This window comes from Anaerocolumna sp. AGMB13020 (assembly GCF_033100115.1).
In the GTDB taxonomy this organism is placed as follows: Bacteria; Bacillota; Clostridia; order Lachnospirales; family Lachnospiraceae; genus Anaerocolumna.
This window is the reverse complement of the sequence record NZ_CP136910.1, coordinates 4998904-5019205: the sequence shown is the minus strand read 5'-3', so window position 1 is coordinate 5019205 and position 20302 is coordinate 4998904. Positions and strand designations below refer to the sequence as shown.

Here is a 20302-nt window from a genome sequence, read left to right as displayed (position 1 = left end):
CCATTCTTTTATCTTAATGTTAATAGAAATACCTAGATTTATCATATAAAAGCATGAAATGTATTTATTTATTAGTACAACTAATTTATCTAGTTGCAATTGATTCACTTACTGCTCTATCGCTGGATATCAATTCCATCTTCCTTTACTCACCTCTATGAATTCCCTTTAGCACAAACAGTTTTTTCCATAGAAATAAAAGTAAGAAGCTTATCATATAATTAACTTGACACAGAGTATAAATAAGCTGTATATCATCTTTTGATCTCTCTGCCTCCTTCTCCCCCTTTGATTCTGCAAGTATTAAAGTACTCAGATGGAAGCTTTGAATGGAATGAAATCAGCTTATAGAAGTAATTGAGAAAGGAGCAAAATCCCCATGTCCATAATTCGGGATATGCAATAGGTGTTAAAAAATGACGACCAATTGGCACAGTATTACAAAAGAAGCGGTCCTGCGGGAATTGGACTCTGGACTTTCAGGACTGTCAAAAAAAGAAGCTTTGAAAAGACAAAAAAAATATGGCCTTAATGTTCTTGAAGCAAAGAAGAAAAAGCCTCTGTTCTTTCGCTTCATCAGCCAGTTCAAGGATTTTATGATCTTAACCTTGATTTTTGCCGCTCTGATTTCTTTTTTTGTATCCTTACTGCATGGTGAACTGGATTTCGTAGAACCGGCAATCATCATTTTTATTATCACCTTAAATGCCATACTGGGGGTTTTACAGGAAAGTAAAGCAGAAAAATCTCTGGAAGCTCTCCAAAAAATGTCCGCACCTACAGCACTAGTTATGCGAGATGACCTTCTTGAAAGTGTGGATGCCAAGGAACTGGTTCCCGGTGATCTTATATATCTCGAAACTGGTCATTTTGTTCCGGCAGATGCAAGGCTTTTAACCTCCGTAAATCTGAAAATTGATGAAGCTTCTCTTACCGGAGAATCCCATCCTATTGAAAAAGATGCAGAGGTACTTCTAAAAGAAGATATTTTGCCGGCTGAGCGCATTAACATGGTCGCCTCAACAGGTATTATTACATACGGAAGAGGTACCGCAGTGGTTACGGCAACCGGTATGCATACAGAGGTCGGACATATTGCAAAGCTTATTATGGAGGATGAAACGCCTCTGACCCCCCTTCAGAAAAGACTCGCTTCAACGGGAAAGACCCTTGGCATTGCCGCACTGGTTATTTGTATTATTATATTCTTTATCGGAATCTTAAAGAGCCGGCCGGTATTTGAGATGTTTATGACCTCCGTTAGCCTTGCGGTTGCCGCAATCCCGGAAGGCCTGCCTGCAATCGTAACCATCATGTTATCCCTGGGTGTGCAGCGTATGGCAAGGAAAAATGCAGTTATCCGTAAGCTTCCTGCAGTGGAGACTTTGGGCAGCGCTACCGTAATTTGTTCTGATAAGACAGGTACCCTTACCCAGAATAAGATGACTGTAACCGAAATCTGCACTTCAAAAGGAAAAGAAATGCCGGATAGCCCTGGCGGCAAGCAGCTGCTGACCCTGGCAAGCCTCTGTAATGATACCATCTTACAGATAACCGGAAAAGGAAAGCAGCAGTCTGTATCTGTAACCGGAGAACCTACAGAAAATGCCCTGGTAATGGCAGCCCACCAAACAGGACTTATAAAAGCTCAGTTGGATCTCACTCATCCGAGAGTTTTTGAAATCCCTTTTGACTCAGTCAGAAAGCAGATGACGACTGTACATAAAATGCCTGACGGAGGTTACAGGCAGATTACTAAAGGTGCCTTTGATATCCTTCTTTCCGAGTGCAGCAATGTGGATAAAGGAAAAGAACTTCCCCTGACACAGGTATTAAAGGATCAGCTGATACGCCTTAATGAGAGTATGACTGGTAAGGCTTTACGCGTAATCGCTGTAGCCTACAAAGATTATCCCGCCGGCAGCTCCCTGCCTGAAAAGCTGAAAACCTACAGTATATCAGGGAAAAATAAGCAGCAAAACTTAGAGCAGGGTCTTACCTTTGCAGGCCTGATTGGAATGATCGATCCACCAAGACCGGAGGTCAGGGATGCAGTTTATACCTGTCAGCTGGCAGGCATAACTCCTGTAATGATAACCGGAGATCATGTCAGCACTGCCTGTGCCATTGCAAAAGATCTTGGTATATTATCAAAAGAGGCACCTCTTCCCAAATTAAGAGCTGCAGAATTTACCGGAAAGCTTTCTACCTCTCCCTCTGCCTTTCAGTCAGGTGCTATGACAGGAGCAGAGCTTTCCAGATTGTCCCAGGACGAATTAATCGAAAAAATCACAGATTACCGGGTTTTTGCCAGAGTTTCACCAGAACATAAGGTTCGAATCGTTAAGGCTTTCCAGGCAAGGGGTGAAGTAGTTGCCATGACCGGTGATGGAGTCAATGATGCTCCAGCCTTAAAAGCAGCTGATATAGGCTGTGCCATGGGCATCTCCGGTACAGATGTTGCAAAAAATGCAGCAGATATGATTCTGACCGATGATAACTTTGCTACTATTGTCTCTGCGGTGAAGGAAGGCAGAGGAATTTATGATAATATCAAGAAATCCGTTCATTTTCTCCTTTCCTGTAACGTTGGTGAAATCCTTACCATTTTTGCCGCTATTCTCTTTGGCCTCCCTTCTCCTTTAGTGGCTGTTCAGCTGCTGTGGGTTAACCTGGTAACAGATTCACTGCCGGCAATATCACTTGGAGTAGAGCCTGCGGATAAGGATATTATGAAGAAGAAACCAATACCGCCAGATAAAGGTATGTTCTCAGATGGTTTGGCCTTTAAGATCATAACAGAAGGTATCTTAATCGGTACTCTGGCGCTTCTTGCATTTATTATCGGTATTCGTTTCTTTGACAGCGCTAACCTCCCAGGAGGGGTCGTAAAAGGAACTAAAACCGTTGAATTAGCAGCAATGACAACTCCTTATGTCGGAAGAACCATGGCCTTTGCAGTATTAAGTCTGTCACAGCTGTTCCATTCCTTTAACATGAGAAGTGAACATTCCCTTACGAAGATAGGTCTGTTCTCCAATATGAAACTGCTGCTCTCTTTCTTTATCTGTACTTTCCTGCAGGTAATTGTTATTTCAGTAAAACCTCTGGCTGATATTTTTAAAGTAGTGCCTTTGACACCGGCACAGTGGTCTCTGGTACTGGTACTGTCATTTCTTCCAATTGTTGTGGTAGAAATCCAAAAGGGAAGAAAATAAGGTAGTAAATATTACACAGGGTGATTGAAAATTGTAGGATGAACAGTTATAATGTCATTAAATGAAGGAAGTATACCATTATTTCTTAAGATAAGAAGGGTGATAATTATGGATGCATACGAATTGCGTAAAAGAAGAGATCTTGCTCCCTATGATGACAGTATGCTATTTATCAGCACCATCTACGACCATCTCATTTATACCATGGATGTAGATCTATGCCCCAGGGATGCACATAAGCTAGTGAGCGGTAACATAATCAAGGGGTTTCGCTGTAATGTAAGTCAAGTTTACTCTGTTCCCTTAAAGTAATGATTCTACCAATAAAAAGAGAGGCTGTTGCATATAAATGTAAAGCGGAAAGAAACTTCTTAACGCTACATTGGTTAAATTGCAACAGCCTCTCTTATTCTATTTATATCTGAAAGCACTTCTTTCCGGGATATACACTAATATCACCTAACTGTTCCTCTATTCTTAACAGCCTGTTATATTTGGCGACCCTGTCACTTCTTGATGGTGCTCCTGTCTTAATCTGTCCGGCATTGGTTGCCACTGCGATATCTGCAAGGGTAACATCTTCTGTTTCACCGGAACGATGGGATACGATTGCGGTCCATTTGTTATTCTTGGCCATTTCAATGGCCTCCAGTGTTTCTGTTAAGGTTCCGATCTGATTGAATTTAATTAGAACAGAATTGGAGATATTTCTGTCGATACCTTTTTCAATTCTTTTGGTATTGGTAACGAACAGATCATCACCAACCAGCTGTATACGGCTTCCAAGTCTTTTCGTCAGCTTCTCCCAGCCATTAAAATCTTCTTCTGCCAGACCATCTTCAATGGACATTATAGGATATCTGTTACATAGGTCCTCCAAATAATCGATCATGGTATCAACACTTTTATATTCACCTGCTTTCCAGAAGAGGTACTCTCCTTCCCGGCCTGCCTTTTTCGCTTCTTCGTACATCTCGGTAGAAGCAACATCCATGGCGATACAGAAATCCTTCCCAGACTCATAACCGGCTTCCCCTATCGCTCTTACAATATAATTAAGGGCCTCTTCATCACTACCGAACTTCGGTGCGAACCCGCCTTCATCTCCTACTGCGGTGACAAAGCCCTGGCTCTTTAATAATTTCTTCAAGGTGTGAAACACTGTTGTGCTCCACTCAAGTCCCTCTGAGAAACATTTTGCACCGATAGGCATAATCATAAATTCCTGTATATTTAAACTGGAATCCGCATGCTTTCCTCCATTGATAATATTCATCATGGGGACCGGCAGCACCTTGGCATTGACACCGCCGATGTACTGGTAGAGAGGGAGATGCAAGGACTGGGCAGCCGCTTTGGCTGTTGCCAGGGAAGCACCAAGAATAGCATTAGCACCTAATTTCCCCTTATTGTCTGTACCGTCTGCTTCAATCATCTTACGGTCGATCTCAACCTGATTAAGGGCATTCAGACCTGTGATTTCTTTTGCTATGACTTTATTTACATTGTCCACTGCTTTTTTTACACCGTTGCCTAAGTATCTCTTTTTGTCGTTATCCCTAAGTTCTACGGCTTCAAATGCTCCTGTAGAGGCTCCTGAGGGTACTGCTGCTCTGCCAAGGCTTCCATCTGCTAAGAGCACCTCGACTTCTACTGTAGGATTTCCTCTGGAATCCAGTATTTCCCTTCCTATTACTTTCTCAATCTCAAAATGCTTCTTCATAAATAACTCCTTTCCAATATATATTGAATCTTGTTTTTACTACTTTTTCGCACCTGAATATATTTTATTTTGCGCGGTAATCATATGATATACGAAATCGGTGCCGTCTATTCCAGATTATCCCTTTCTTATATGTTTTATACAGAATACCAGTTGAACAAAATAATAATTATGTTATACTGGAAAATATTAATCATTAAAGGAGATGTTATTATGAGTCAGGCATATGATAAATTAAACTTATATATTGAGAAACAAATGGCCTTTCGTCAGGCCCTTACCTTATTTGAGTGGGATAATGAAACTCTGGCACCGGAAAGTGCCGCAGAGAATACTTCAAAAGCAATTGGTGTTATATCCACTGAATACTTCAAAGCCCTTATAAATGATGAAGTGAAAGATCTGCTGAAGGATCTCTCAGAAGAAGCTGAATGGAGTAACCTTGACTTCAATCAGAAAGCAATCGTTAAAAATCTGAAAAAATCCTATGAACAGATGGAATCCATTCCTCCGGAAGAATTCAGAGCCTATAGCGAGCTTACCGCCATGGCTCCCGGAATCTGGTCAAAGGCTAAGAAAAATAAAGCTTTTGAGGAATTTGCTCCCACACTGGGTGAAATTATCAAATATCAGAAAAAATTTGCTTCTTATCGTAAAAAAGGTGATGAAAAACTCTATGATATCCTGCTTAACGACTATGAAGAGGGCTTTTCCATGGATAAGCTGGATATCTTTTTCAATAAGATAAAAGATTCCTTAGTGCCTCTTATGAAAAAGGTTGAAGAGAAAAAAGACCTTATTGATAAATCCTATAATTATAAGGAGTTCGATAAAGAGAAACAGTTAGAGTTCGCCAGATTCATCAGCGCTTATGTAGGTTATGATTATTCAAGGGGAGTTCTTGCAGAAAGTGCACATCCCTTTACCACAAACCTTCACAATAAAGATGTCCGCATAACCACCCATATTCATTCCAATAACCTTGAGAGTTCCATTTTTTCCGTTATCCATGAAAGCGGACATGGTATTTATGAAATGAACATAGCAGATGATATTTCCTTAACTCCCGTAGGCGGCGGCAGTTCCATGGGTATTCATGAATCTCAGTCCCGCTTCTTTGAAAATATGCTGGGAAGAAGCAAAGCCTTCTGGACTCCTGTATATCCCAAATTACAAGAGACCTTTCCTGTGCAATTAAAGGATGTATCCTTAGACCAGTTCATAGCTGGAATCAATAAAAGTGAAACAGGCCTTATTCGTACAGAAGCAGATGAATTATCCTATTCCTTGCATGTAATCATCCGTTATGAGATTGAAAAAATGATATTTGAAGAAGATCTATCCGTCGATGAGTTACCTGGGATCTGGAATAAAAAATACAAGGAATACTTAGGAATAGAACCTTCTAATGACGGAGAAGGAATTCTTCAGGATATCCACTGGGCTGGCGGAAGCTTCGGCTACTTCCCTTCCTATGCATTAGGCAGTGCCATCTCTGCCCAGATATACAGTCATATGGAAAAGGAGCTTCCTGTAGAAGAAACCTTACGCCTTGGAAACCTAAAGCCTATTCTTGATTTCTTAAAGGAACACATCCACAAGTACGGAGCTACAAAGAATACCTCTGAGCTTCTGACTGATATGATGCAGGAAGACTTAAATGCTGATTATTTTGTTGCATATCTTACTGATAAATATACGAAGCTGTATCAATTAGATTAAAAATTACTTATTGTTAATTACTGCAATAGGCCAAATAGTTTATCAGATGCTGGAGTGCTGCTGTACAAGTTAAAATGTACGCTGCACTCCTTCATTCTATTTTGAGCCTGTCTTTCACTCTATAACACCATAAACAGTATTCCCGCAGTTAAAGCTATATAAAGACAGTGATACGCGAATGATACTTGTATATTTATAATATTTATTGTATAATTAATTAAATTTATCAGCATTCACAACAATAAAAGAAAGAACGAGGTACTACCATGAAACTCTGGGGCGGACGTTTTACAAAAGAAACCAATGAATTAGTCCATAATTTCAATGCATCCCTCTCCTTTGACTGCAAGTTCTATCAAGAAGACATAGAAGGCAGTATAGCCCATGTAACCATGCTGGCCAAACAGGGCATCCTGAGCGAACAGGAAAAGATTACTATAATAAAAGAATTAGAGCATATAAAGTTTGAAATAAACGAGGGTAAACTACTTTTTGATGAATCAAAAGAAGATATTCACAGCTTCGTGGAATCAATTCTTATTGAGCGTACCGGCGATATCGGTAAAAAACTCCATACTGGCAGAAGCCGTAATGATCAGGTTGCCCTTGATATGAAGTTATACACCAGGAAAGAACTATTTAGAATCAAAGAACTTACAAAAGAACTCTTAGAGGTACTTTTAAAGCTTATGAAAGAACACCTTGACACCTATATGCCTGGTTTTACTCATCTTCAGAAAGCCCAACCGGTTACTTTAGCGCATCATGCCGGGGCATATTTTGAGATGTTTAAAAGAGATTACCTGCGGCTGACAGATATAATCGAACGCCTTAATTATTCCCCTTTAGGAGCGGGGGCACTGGCAGGAACCACCTATCCTCTGGACCGGGAATATACCGCAGAACTCCTTGGTTTTAACGGTGCAACGAACAATAGTATGGACTCAGTATCAGACAGAGATTATCTGATTGAGAGTTTAAGTGCCTTCTCTATAATCATGATGCATCTAAGCCGTTTCTGTGAGGAAATCATTCTATGGAATTCCAATGAATATCAATTTATCGAGCTGGACGATGCCTATTCCACCGGGAGCAGCATAATGCCTCAGAAGAAAAATCCTGATATTGCCGAACTTATAAGAGGTAAGACCGGAAGGGTATACGGAAGTCTTATATCACTGCTAACTACAATGAAAGGGCTTCCCCTTGCTTATAACAAGGACATGCAGGAGGACAAGGAACTGACTTTTGACGCAATTGATACGGTAAAGGGGTGCTTAAAGCTGTTCACAGATATGCTGCAGACTACCATCTTTAACCGGGATAACATGGTCTCCAGCGCCAAAGGCGGATTTACCAATGCAACAGATGCTGCTGATTATCTTGTTAATCATGGTGTCCCTTTCCGCGATGCTCATGGTATTATCGGTCAATTGGTTATCTACTGCATAAACAAAAATGTTTCACTGGATGATTTAAGCCTCGATGAGTTCAAAGCTGTTTCACCTGTGTTTGAAGCCGATATCTATGATGCCATATCTTTAAAGACCTGTGTAGAAAAGCGCAACACAAAAGGTGCACCGGGTACAGAAGCCATGAAGGACGCTATCTTACTCAATGAAAATTTCTTAAATAGTCTTAAATAAAAAAGTAACTATATATCAACGCTATAGATAACTATGAATTATACAGTATCATTAAGTCCCAAGGGGCACAAAACTAAAAAGTCCGCAGAAAGTAATTTATAGATATAGCTGTAATAAAAAAGCACTTGAAAGTATATATCATGCACTGACCTTTCTTAGATTTAATCTAACTTAACGGGTCACAGTACAATATACCTTCAACTGCTTTTTTATGTATCCTCTGTTTTATTCTCAATCGGTTTATTCCATATAACTCTTTGCTAACCGAGCAAATTTTATACACTGTTAAACAGCCAGTTATTACAAGCAAACGATATACTACAAGAAATGACTAAGGTAAGATAAACTTGCTAAGCACCAAAATTCTTCCTGTATAGTAGATAAGAATAAATATTTACTCCAAGAATGCCTGTAAGCAGCAGCCAGATAACAATGTTACTGTACAGTGCAGTGTCTATTACTCCCATTGGAAGCATGAATAACCCAATTATAAAAAAGAAATAACCGCCTACCTTATGCGTCTTTCTCCAGATAACGGGATCAGACAATGCCCAGGGGTTTTTTATTCCAACAAAAAAATTACTCTTTACCTTCGGCAGATAATTTCCCATTGCAATAAAGGTTATACCGATTATTAATGATAACATCAATTTATCATTAACTCCCAGATCCAAAGCGGTGACTACTGTTGCCCAGGATAAAAAAACCAACAGAAGAACAAGAACCGCTCTTATTAATCCATATGTTTTAGCATCATAGTTCTTTCTTCTTGGATCAATAATAGGAAGTACATAAAATAAACCGTTAGCAAGTGCCGGTACAGCGCCGATTAGAAACATCTTATTCTTATCAGAGGTTCCGTCTACCTCCCAGCTGCTGTTCCAATGAATCGGAACCCTGTCAGGAAGTTTATGATACACTGCCAGAATTCCTGCAAAGGATACCAGCGTAATAAACCATAATAGTAACTGCCCTTTTTTACTCATTGCTCTTTTCTTCCTCTCCGTTACTCTTTGTTATATCGAAAAACCATCTTACTACATCCTGAAATACCGTTGTATTCAGAGAGTATACTATATTTTGCCCCTTTCTCTCATCGCTTATCAGATCTGCATTTTTCAGTATAGTAAGATGATGGCTTATAGATGGTTTGCTGATATTAAAATAATCTGCAATCTCTCCCGCATTCATATCCCTATTTGCCAGCAACTCCAGTATTTTCCGCCTGGTAGAGTCGGACAGGGCTTTAAACACATTATTCATTACAACCTCTTTTCACGATACATTTCATATCCTTGGTCTATTGTTTTTGTTCATTTTCCTCAAGGAATACCAGAGCCTTTTCTTCTGCAAATAATTATACGAACCATAGGTCTAGTTACTCCCTAACAGCATGAGCTTCTTCTGACCCGTTTTCTGAAGTGAGGCATACAAAATTCCGGTAACGATAACTATCAGTACCGAAGATATACCAATTGCAGTCAGTGAGGTTATGTCAGGCAGAATAAAAGCGGTAGCTACAGGAAGCATCAGCAAACCACCTCCGGTGAACATAGTTACCAGAACCGCTATGCTCTGCTTAATTACAGTAATTTCTGTACTCCAGTCAAACTTAGGTAATAACAGATTAAAATATAAGCCTGCTACTGAGGTATAAAAGCTTATGGCTATGGGCAGCATCAGCAGTGCCAAAACTTCTGATGTTCCCAGTTTCAAGCCAATTGCCAGCAATATTCCATCAAGCATACAAAAAGGTATCGTCATAACCAGATTTAAGGCTATCTTACTGTTAAAGATAGTTTTTGCTGTAACCGGCAGGGATTTCATCAGCCATAAATTCTTTCCTTCAAGTGATAGGGAGCTTGCACTGATACATGTCATAGCAATGCAAAATGCCATAAACTGAGGAAGAAAATGTCTAAGATAATCAAGAGCTCCATCCATACCAAGGAATCCATCCAACTGCTCTGGTTTTAAAAACAGCTGTACAATACACATAACCGTCAGCAACACCGGTCCGAAACCGGTATTCAGAACATAATTAACAGATGCAAAATATCTCTTAAGTTCCTTTATAAACAAAGCTTGAAAGGGTGTTCCTCCTTTGATCTTACCGGTTTTATAACCTCTGGACGGTGCCTTTTTAAGAAGCAGTGTATTCAACCTCAGGAAGTATTTTGTGGATACCAGAAGAAATAAGAGAAAGCTTCCAAGTGATACGAACAGAAACAACAACAAATATACCAAGTCCTTCTCCCATATTCCCTTCTCGTAAAAATCTGCCGGTGGATAAATACTGCTTATGCTCCCAGCTGCGGCTGCCAGAGCAGATCTGTTTCCTGCAGAACTCAAAGAAAAAGAAGCAGCCATAATTCCAATGAGTGCAGCAAACATCAATATTATGTTTATGACCTTGCTCTTTCGAAATCCCTGTGAAATAAAGGCGATTATCGTACCCACTGCCGCTGCACCGGTAATTGGCAGGAATGGTAAAAGAAGTGCTCCCGCAAGATTCATGAATAAGGATATACCATCCCATCCTGTCAACATACAATAGGCAACTCCTGCCGGTCCCATTATTATCAGAGCTGTCGGAAGATTTATTAAGTAAAGTAAAAGTAATCTGCTGAGTACAACCGTAGTAAATTTCAACGGCAGTGACATAACAAAATCAAAATCTTTAAAATCAAAAAGTATACCTCTGATCTTATATATGCTGGTAAAGAAAATTGCTACAGATGCTGTTAAAGCCGCCAGTTCCATAAGCATCTCAACTCTTCCTGCCATTTGTAATCCCAATCCCACACCATAACTGTATATAAAGGAAAACAGGCATAATAGCAGGAATGCAACTGGTATTATGAACTTAAAGGCTTTGCTTATATTTTTCTTATTTTTACCTATTTTCGCAAAGGACAAATCAAAGACATTAGGGAACTGCGTTAAGACAAGCCTTATTAAGATCTTAAATTCTTTCATAATAAGTCCTCCCTTATTCCTTGGTCATTTCAAGGAATACCTCTTCTAGACTGTTAGTTCCTTTTACTTCTTCTGTATTTCCACTGGCTATTAGCTTTCCACCTTTTATTACTGCTATGTTATTACACAGTTTTTCAGCCACTTCCAGAACGTGGGTGGAAAAAAATATTGCACTGCCTTCCTCACACAGCTCTTTCATAAGCTTTTTCAGGGTATGAGCTGCTTTAGGGTCCAATCCAACAAAAGGTTCATCTAAAAGCAGTAGCTTAGGTTTATGAAGGAATGCAGATATTAATACCAGCTTTTGCTTCATACCATGGGAATACGAACTGATGGAATCGCCTAAAACCGGTAACAGTTCAAACGCCTCTCCATATTTTTCTATACGCTTTACTCGTAATTCTTTAGGAACTTCATAGATATCTCCTATGAAATTCAAATAACCTTCTCCTGTCAGGTGTTCGTAAATATCCGGGTTATCCGGTATATATGCCATCTTTTTCTTACAGGTATAAGCATCCTTCTTGATAGATGTACCATCTATCACGATATCTCCGCCTTCAAAGTCTAGAATTCCTGAAACAGCCTTAAGTGTTGTTGTTTTACCTGCCCCGTTATGCCCTATGAAACCGTAGATATCACCGGAATTCACCGTAAGCGTAAGATCCTCAACTGCCTGTTTGACACCATTATAGCTTTTACTGAAATGAATAATCTGAAGCATACTATTGTCTCCTTTCAGACAAAATAGATATTTAGATAATTATCTAAATATCTATTTCATCATACACTATATATTCCTCCAAGTCAACTGCATCTTCTACTGATGTACTTATCTGAAATCATAGTCCAGTGCCTATTTATCTCTTTTAAATCAGCGAAAAAAATCCGGCAAATTCTTGCCGGATTTTTCTTCATAAATTGATAACAGCAGTTACTTAACGGATGCTAAACTCTTAGCAACGTTTAATCTTCCACCCGTCACTGTAAGATTCTTCAAGCTGGTAACAGCATCTACATTATTTAAAATAGCTGCTTTTAGCTGTGCTGTGGTAAGCGATGTTTTATAAGATTTGAGCAATGCAGCTGCTCCTGCAACATGGGGAGTCGCCATTGAAGTGCCATTAAGGGTTGCATAGCTGCTTCCCATATAGGTACTATAGATAGCATCTCCCGGTGCACCTAAGTCAACGCTTGTCTTTCCGTAATTACTGTAGCTTGCTCTGGCATCTGTACTGGTAGTAGCCGCTACTGCAATGATATTAGCTGAAGTATAGCTTGCAGGATAAGAAGCAGTACTGTCATTATTGGTACCAGTATTACCTGCAGCTGCTACAAACAAACCGCTGTAAGCATCAATTGCACTTTTCAGACTTGAGCTGTAACCGCCGCCGCCCCAACTGTTATTCAGGATAGCAAATCCCATTTTCTTTGCATAATTGATTGCCAAAATGGCATCAGAGGTATAACCGCCACCGGTTGAATCAAGGAACTTTAAGGCAGCAATCTGTGTGTTCCATGTAACGCCAACAACACCAGTTCCGTTATTACCAACAGCGCCGATGGTCCCTGCTACATGTGTTCCATGTCCATTATCATCTAATGGATTGTTATTGTTATTTACAAAATTCCAACCATATACATCATCCACATATCCATTGTTGTCATCATCTATTCCATTTCCTGCGATTTCACCAGGATTTACCCATATATTAGAAGCAAGATCCGGATGTGTGTACTGAACACCGGAATCGATGACACCAACCACAACATTTTTTGCCCCTGTGTGGGTATCCCATGCAGTAGGAGCACTGATTTTCGTCATTCCATAGAGTTTGGAATAACCAGGGTCGTTAGGAACTGTTCCTATTGCGGTCACATAGTAATCCGGCTCTGCGTAAACAACAGAAGAATCACTCCTTACTGCATTAATTGCTTCAATTACACCTTCAGCAGACTTATCCTTGACAGAATACAGAACAATTTCATATTGGCTGTCCTCAGAGGATAAATTACGCTCGAAAGTCAATCCCTCTTTCTCCTGCATTACCATGTAGTCGGCGCCCTTCTTTAATGCAACAATGATCCTGTCTTTAGCATAAGGATTCTCATAATTGCTGGGACTATAGATGTCACTCCACAAACTGTCTGCCTTAGCGGAGTTCTTGATACCAAACAGCGCAGTTAGGACAAATACGAATATGAGCCCTACCGTACTGAACAATTTAATTATTTTGTTATGAAACATCTACAACTCTCCTTTCAATAATTATTTATAATTCCCTCTTAAAAAGACTTAATCGATTAAGTAAAGATGCAGTTAGCGCCAAACCGGAAGAACTTGTCTTCGACTATGATTTTAATTGCATTTATTCCGATAGTCAAACAAAATCGTATTGCAGATTTCGTTAGCATATTCCATATAAATACAATTGTATTTATTTTTTCTGCCACTCTATGTAACTGTTTCGGTTTTACTATATAATAATCACGAAATTATTCAATATGGCGGTAAATTTAAGCACCGTTCTTTTCTCTCACTCTATTTTACTTACTTCAAAGCTCCCATCCTCCTCCTTCCAACTGCGGATTTGATATATTTCCTCCTTTTCAGAGTGTCTTATCCTTAAACTCCTTACATCAATCTTACCCATAATATTTTCCGAACTCTCACCTATTTTTATAAATCTCTCTACTTTCCCTTGTTCGGTATCTTTCTTCTCAAAGAACATATCCTTCGGTCGCAGCCAAAAGCCAAATGGCTCATACATTTGCCTGTAGAATACAAGTGTTTCCTTGGAATCATTAATTGCCTCTCCCAAAACCTCATAATAGTTGCCTTTAAAATGTCTGTATATACCTGTTATGCTCATATAATCCCTCCGTTTGTTCTGTTATTACAGCCAGCACACTCTTTTCTTAAGCTTTGATAAACCTTTTATTACAAGTCTCTGTAATAATTCAATAACCTAAATTTTGATTGAAAAATACCGTCATAACCTTTCATTCTCAGAAACGTTACAACGGTATTTCCATGACACTAATATAATATTATTATTTATTATTCTGTAGGGGTAGCTTCCACTGAATTGGCATCACCGGTCCCGGTAGTGCTGTTATCTGCAGTATCACTGCTGTCACTTCCATAGATGAACTCATGGATTTCTGCTCTGGTTGCTTCCCAATCTGTAGGAACCAATACATCCACATTATATTTACCAATCTGAACACGCTGAGAGCCGTAATTACCATCGGAAGGTATTCTATAATTCTCAAGTTCTTTTAACTTTAAGCTGACACCTAATTGCAAATAATTATTAAATTCTGAATTTGTTATATCCGTGTCGATATCAACTTGTGTCAGAAACTTATCCATTAAACCTACCAGACTAAATACATCCATATTTTTTACTTTATCAAAAATACTATTAAGGACTGCTCTTTGCCTTTGTGTTCTTCCAAAGTCATTATTTTCTGTACCTGTTGATACCTTACGAACTCTGCAGTAACCAAGCGCCTGATTACCGTTCATCGTCTGCGTTCCTTCATGGACATTACGATATGCAGGATTAGAAATGTAATTGGTAGTGTTAAGGTAATATGCCTCCTTCGAAGTAAGGGTTACATCAACTCCGCCAACCAGATCAACTATTTTCTCGAAAGCTTCAAAGTTGACTTTTACATAGCCGTCAATGTCAATTCCGAAATCTCTGCTGATCGTCTGATATAAAAGCTCCATTCCACCAATTGCATAAGTGGCATTGATCTTATTATTATCATGTCCCGGTATCTCAACATATAAATCTCTCATGATAGAGGTAAGTTTTACAGATTTATCTTTTGTATTCATGGAAGCAATCATCAAGGAATCTGTATTAGAAGCACCACCGATCTCCTCTACACCAATAAGAAGAATATTTATAACGTCTTTTTCTACTTTGATCGGAGCTTGTGTAGGTACTACATTGGTATTCGTATTATTGTCCACTGGTTGGTTAATATCTTCGTAATCCAGCTTATTATATATATAATTACCTGCAATCGTAAATAAAAGCTTTTGTCCTCCCGGTGTCAGTACCAATAATAACAGTGCTAACATAATGGTTGAAAACACTATTGCAAATATCTTAAGTCCCTTTGGAAATTTTCCTTTTTTCGTTATATTATTTGTAGTATCCGTATCGTTATCCTCCATCTCCGTACTGATCTGCTGTGCCAAAGAATCTTTTATTTCCTGCATAAAATCATCTTCCTCATTATAACTGGCCGCAGTGTTCAGCCCCCCGGAATAATTATCCCAATTGTTATTTGCAGTAATCTTTTTCCCCTGATCGTCGGCTTTCTCCTGATTATCCATCCCTACACTCCTGTATGAAACATAATGATATTCTGTTTTCGATGAACTGAAAACGGAATATTTAGATTAGTTAAGTTTTTTGTAAATCTCGAACAATTATATCACAGCTTTTTGTAAAAAGAAAATGGATTTTTTAAATTTAAGAATAACTTAATGAATACGTATTATATTCCTTATAATTTGTTGTTTCCTTAAGAATCATGCAAGAAAATTAATGTTAAATAATAATAGAATTGTAAAAGAAAATTTTTATTTAACAAGGGACGGCAATGTGGATAAATAGAAGAATTCATGCTTCAATTTATCCACATTGCCTGTACTTGAAAATCAAAAAAACTAGCTCGTCTAATAAAACTTATGATCTGGAGTGAGCAAATGATAACACCGATATTTGACAGATAAGAATTATACCACCTGATACGGAAATCTTATTGTGAGTAACTGATTAAAACATATTTTTTTCAGAGAATCAGGGTCATTCAATATAGAATAATCCTATTGAATGGCCCTGTTATTTACAGTATTAATAATATCTTCTATTTTGATAGTTTATCCAGTAATTTTACGATTTCCTCGATTTTTTCATCCTTATCTTCTTCCGAGCCTGTGTCAAAGCTGTCTTTGACGCAGCTCTTTAAATGGGATTGGATGATTTCATTGTTAACCTTTTGCAAGATAGCTTGGGTAGCCGACAGCTGGTTTGAGATATCTATACAATATCTGTCGTCATCCACCATCTTTAAAAGGCCGTCTATCTGCCCCCTGGCAGTTTTTAACAGACGTGTAATCTTATCTTTATCAGCTTTCATAACAACCTCTTTCTTATCTGCCAAAAAGTCCTTTTTTCTCAGCTACGGATACTACTTCATATCCTGCTTCTGTTACCGCATTGATAAATACATCATCGCTGATATCGGAAGAAAATTCAATTACGGCTTCTTTCTTTCCAAGATTAACTTTAGCATTTACTCCGTTAATGGCACCTAATGCCTTCTCTACTCTTGCCTGACAATGACCACAGGACATACCTTCAATTTTCATAACTTTTTTCATATTCTTATACCTATGCCGCTTACTATTGGTATACGGACCAATGGCGGTGTACCTTTCTTATTCTTTAAATTCTGACTATTTCAGATAAAATTGGATGTAATAATTTATATGCAAAGCTTACGGGTTATTCCTTTCACCAATCTTTCTTCTCTTAGGCTTAAAGAAACGAAGCCTTAAAGCATTGGTCACAACACAAACGGAGCTTAAACTCATAGCTGCTGCTGCAAACATAGGATTTAGTTTCCACTCCAGTATACCATAAAATACACCTGCTGCCAATGGTATGCCAATAGTATTGTAGAAAAATGCCCAGAATAGATTCTCTTTGATATTCTTAATAGTTGCTTTACTAAGCTCAATGGCAGTAACTGCATCCAGCAGATCACTTTTCATTAATACGATATCTGCTGATTCAATGGCAATATCTGTACCGGCACCAATAGCAATACCTACGTCCGCTCTTGCAAGGGCTGGAGCATCGTTGATACCATCACCTATCATGGCTACTTTTTTCCCTTTTTCCTGAAGCTTTCTGACTTCACTTTCTTTGTCCTGAGGAAGTACCTCTGCAACTACACGGTCTATATGAAGCTGTTTTCTGATTGCTTCAGCGGTCTTCTTGTTATCGCCGGTAAGCATTACAACATCAATGCCCAGAGCTTTTAATTCCTCTATGGCTGCCTTACTGGTGGGTTTCACAACATCCGCTACTGCGATAACTCCCAGAAGCGTGTTTTCCTTAGCAAAATAAAGAGGTGTTTTACCATTTTCAGAAAAAGCATCTGCTTTCTGTTCAAGCTTAGAAATATCAATTCCCTGTTCCTTCATTAATGCAAGGTTTCCGGAATAATAATTTTCACCGCCTATTTTAGCCAGAATACCTCTTCCAGATACAGCTTTGAATTCATTGACATCCTCGTATTTAATGCCTTTTTCTTTGGCTTTTTCCAAGATAGCTTCTGCTAATGGATGTTCTGAGGGCTTCTCAATGGCTGCTGCTGCCTGTAGCAGTTCTTCTTCTGTAATTCCTGCTGCCGTAACTATATCTGTAACTCTTGGTTTCCCTTCTGTAATGGTACCGGTCTTATCAAGGATTACCGTATTGACCTTATGTGCGATTTCCAGGGCTTCTGCTGATTTGATTAATATTCCGTTAGTGGCTCCTTTTCCGGTTCCTACCATGATAGCAACGGGAGTTGCAAGACCAAGGGCACAGGGGCAGGATATAACCAATACTGCAATACCTATAGATAATGCAAATTCAAAGGATTCACCCGTTAACAGCCAGATAATAGTCGATAGAACCGCAATACTGATTACTACCGGAACAAAGATTCCGCTGATTTTATCAGCCAGTTTGGCAATGGGTGCCTTTGAGGAATTAGCGTCTTCCACAAGCTGGATAATCTGCGCCAGTGTTGTGTCATTTCCAACTTTTTCTGCCCGGAATTTAAAGAAGCCGGTCTTGTTTATGGTAGCACCGATAACCTTATCGCCGGGAAGCTTTTCCACGGGTATACTTTCACCGGTGAGGGCTGACTGATCAATCGCTGTACTGCCTTCTGTGATAACACCATCTACAGGTACGCTCTGTCCCGGACGAACAGCCAGGATATCGCCGATTACTACTTCTTCAATGGGAATTTCTTTCTCTTCCCCATTTCTTATGACCATTGCTGTCTTAGGTGACAAATCCATCAGTTTACTGATTGCCTCAGAGGTCTTGCCTTTCGATCTTGCTTCAAGGAATTTACCAAGGGTTATAAGGGTTAAGATGGTTGCGGCTGACTCAAAATAAAGGTCCATGGAATATTTCATAACGGCATCCATATCCATATGTCCAAGGCCATAGCCAATCATAAATATAGCAAATACTCCATATACCACCGCTGCACCGGAGCCAATGGCAATGAGGGAGTCCATATTGGGGTGTCCCTTAAAGAGCGTCTTAAAGCCCACCTGAAAATATTTCCGGTTAACGTACAGAATAGGCAGGGTCAGCAGAAACTGTATAAATGCAAAGGTTACTGCATTCTTATCTCCATGTAGAAAACCTGGCAGAGGAAACTTAAACATATGTCCCATTGCAATATAAAGCAAAGGAATCAGAAAGATTGCAGAAACAATGATTCGAAATTTCATTTCCTTAAGTTCTGACTGCACTCTGTTCTCCGTTTTCTCGGTGCCTGCCGCCTCCTGTCCTTTTACATACAGAGAAGCATGGTAGCCCGCATTCTCGACAGACTGAATTATGGTATTTTCGTTGGTGACCTCCTTATCGTAGTCTACCAGCATGCTGTTACCAAGAAGATTAACAACTACAGAGCTTACCCCCTGCACATTCTTAACACTCTTCTCAACTGCTGCTGAGCAGGCCGAACAGGTCATTCCCGTAACAGTAAATTTTTGACTCATAATAAAACCTCTCCTGTCGCAGGTTGCTGCGATGTCCTTTCTTTTTATTATTCCCGGAATCTCACAAAGCATGATATAAAAACCTTGGGCTTTTATAGTTTATTTTATTCCGGATAAATTTCACTACCACACCCCCGTGGGGTGTCTACAGGATAAAAATACATCATTCTTCTTCATCTGTCAAGTACTTATCTGAGAAATAATCTCATTAGCAAAATATACAGTTTCTCTAAGAATTACCGTAATTGCAGTTTAGCTAAAGCATGAATGCGTGTGAAAAGGCACTAGAAGTCCTTTTCTCTGGATTTTGTTGCTTTATCCTAAAACAGATTACTTGAGCTGCTATTCATCTGTTTCATAATGTCAGGAGCAAAATATTCACTGGATTGGACTTCTTATGCCTTTTGGTCTTTATCTGCTGATTTTTTGATAGTTCAGGCTTACTTTACTGGAGTCAATATAACTGGATACCATACCTCTGGATGCCAGCCAAAAGCTCACCACTCCTAATAAAATTATAAACACAACGGGTTATATCCCTTTGTGCTTTATTTCTGGTAGATTTCAAATTCCGCCAGCTGGCCTCCGCCTGATCCTGTATTTTCTGTAAAAACAAGCTGTATGTATCTGGCTTCTGCATTGTCAAAGAACAATTGTGCTTCATTACCCAAATCCGGATCAAAGGTATACTGCTTTGCTTCTGCCAAAGGTGTGAAAGTCTCTCCATCCTTACTGATATTGACAGCTATGGTCTGTGTTCTTTTCCCCCATACTGCCATCGGGCTCAGCGCTAATCTGATTGCCTGAAACTTCTCTTTCTTTTCCAAATCCACTGTAAGGTAATTGGGGTAATCCGGTTTACCTTCCCAATAAGATACTCCTACTGCGATCCCATCTGTTGTCTTTCTGGGCGTATACACATCTGCAAAGCTGCTGGCAATTACTTTCTTTTTCAGGGCTATATTGGTGCCTTCTGGAAGCACCAATGTATATTCTGCTTTCTTAAACTCCGGATGCTCCATACTCTCAGTCTGTTCTATGGTGTTTCTTACGGTGATATTTTCCGGTGATAATTCCTTTGACGGCTCTTTTATACTGTCAGGTGCAAAACCAATCAGATAAATGTTGACTGTCAATAACAGAACTATTAATACAGGACGTACAATCTTCATCTTAGTAACCATACCTT

Annotated in this window: 16 protein-coding genes; 4 read left to right on the top strand and 12 right to left on the bottom strand. The window is 39.2% G+C overall.

What is annotated here, in order from left to right:
- Nucleotides 1–416: 416 nt before the first annotated feature.
- Nucleotides 417–3218, top strand: a complete 2802-nt coding sequence (locus tag R2R35_RS21150) for a cation-translocating P-type ATPase (RefSeq protein WP_317731851.1) — start codon at nt 417–419, stop codon at nt 3216–3218.
- Nucleotides 3219–3326: 108 nt separating this feature from the next.
- Entirely contained in the window at nt 3327–3530 is a 204-nt protein-coding gene (locus R2R35_RS21145; protein ID WP_317731850.1) for a hypothetical protein, read from the top strand.
- 103 nt (nt 3531–3633) lie between these two features.
- On the opposite strand, the gene eno is transcribed toward R2R35_RS21145, so the two are convergent.
- A complete protein-coding gene (gene eno / locus R2R35_RS21140; RefSeq protein WP_317731849.1) occupies nt 3634–4941 on the bottom strand; it encodes a phosphopyruvate hydratase in 1308 nt (435 codons plus the stop codon).
- A gap of 213 nt (nt 4942–5154) precedes the next feature.
- Here eno and R2R35_RS21135 point away from each other — a divergent pair, with 213 nt between their 5' ends.
- Together R2R35_RS21135 and argH are read left to right on the top strand one after the other, a co-directional pair.
- Nucleotides 5155–6663: a carboxypeptidase M32 gene (locus R2R35_RS21135; RefSeq protein ID WP_317731848.1), complete on the top strand. Its 1509-nt coding sequence runs from the start codon at nt 5155–5157 to the stop codon at nt 6661–6663.
- 266 nt (nt 6664–6929) lie between these two features.
- On the top strand, nt 6930–8309 hold the full coding sequence (argH, locus tag R2R35_RS21130) for an argininosuccinate lyase (RefSeq protein ID WP_317731847.1): 1380 nt from the start codon (nt 6930–6932) through the stop codon (nt 8307–8309).
- 350 nt (nt 8310–8659) lie between these two features.
- Here the strand turns inward: argH and R2R35_RS21125 are convergent, their stop codons facing one another.
- From R2R35_RS21125 to R2R35_RS21075, 11 genes are all read right to left on the bottom strand, one after another.
- The gene (locus tag R2R35_RS21125) at nt 8660–9295 is read right to left on the bottom strand and encodes an SdpI family protein (protein WP_317731846.1); all 636 of its coding nucleotides are present in this window, start codon (nt 9293–9295) and stop codon (nt 8660–8662) included.
- Nucleotides 9288–9572 carry an autorepressor SdpR family transcription factor gene (locus R2R35_RS21120; protein WP_317731845.1) on the bottom strand — a complete coding sequence of 95 codons (285 nt, stop codon included), beginning with the start codon at nt 9570–9572 and terminating at the stop codon, nt 9288–9290. The genes R2R35_RS21125 and R2R35_RS21120 overlap by 8 nt, the downstream gene beginning before the upstream one ends.
- A 111-nt stretch (nt 9573–9683) precedes the next feature.
- Nucleotides 9684–11288, bottom strand: a complete 1605-nt coding sequence (locus R2R35_RS21115) for a hypothetical protein (protein WP_317731844.1) — start codon at nt 11286–11288, stop codon at nt 9684–9686.
- Nucleotides 11289–11301: 13 nt separating this feature from the next.
- The gene (locus R2R35_RS21110) at nt 11302–12012 is read right to left on the bottom strand and encodes an ABC transporter ATP-binding protein (RefSeq protein ID WP_317731843.1); all 711 of its coding nucleotides are present in this window, start codon (nt 12010–12012) and stop codon (nt 11302–11304) included.
- A 210-nt stretch (nt 12013–12222) separates the two neighbouring features.
- Nucleotides 12223–13536 (bottom strand): S8 family peptidase, encoded by a 1314-nt coding sequence (locus tag R2R35_RS21105; RefSeq protein WP_317731842.1) that lies wholly within the window; start codon nt 13534–13536, stop codon nt 12223–12225.
- 289 nt (nt 13537–13825) lie between these two features.
- On the bottom strand, nt 13826–14161 hold the full coding sequence (locus tag R2R35_RS21100) for a DUF1653 domain-containing protein (protein ID WP_317731841.1): 336 nt from the start codon (nt 14159–14161) through the stop codon (nt 13826–13828).
- A 188-nt stretch (nt 14162–14349) separates the two neighbouring features.
- On the bottom strand, nt 14350–15645 hold the full coding sequence (locus tag R2R35_RS21095; protein WP_317731840.1) for an LCP family protein: 1296 nt from the start codon (nt 15643–15645) through the stop codon (nt 14350–14352).
- 536 nt (nt 15646–16181) lie between these two features.
- Nucleotides 16182–16454 carry a metal-sensing transcriptional repressor gene (locus R2R35_RS21090; RefSeq protein ID WP_317731839.1) on the bottom strand — a complete coding sequence of 91 codons (273 nt, stop codon included), beginning with the start codon at nt 16452–16454 and terminating at the stop codon, nt 16182–16184.
- A 13-nt stretch (nt 16455–16467) separates the two neighbouring features.
- Entirely contained in the window at nt 16468–16698 is a 231-nt protein-coding gene (locus tag R2R35_RS24780; RefSeq protein ID WP_317731838.1) for a heavy-metal-associated domain-containing protein, read from the bottom strand.
- Between the two features lie 117 nt (nt 16699–16815).
- The gene (locus R2R35_RS21080) at nt 16816–19113 is read right to left on the bottom strand and encodes a heavy metal translocating P-type ATPase (RefSeq protein ID WP_317731837.1); all 2298 of its coding nucleotides are present in this window, start codon (nt 19111–19113) and stop codon (nt 16816–16818) included.
- Between the two features lie 548 nt (nt 19114–19661).
- Nucleotides 19662–20285 (bottom strand): discoidin domain-containing protein, encoded by a 624-nt coding sequence (locus R2R35_RS21075; protein WP_317731836.1) that lies wholly within the window; start codon nt 20283–20285, stop codon nt 19662–19664.
- Nucleotides 20286–20302 lie beyond the last annotated feature (17 nt).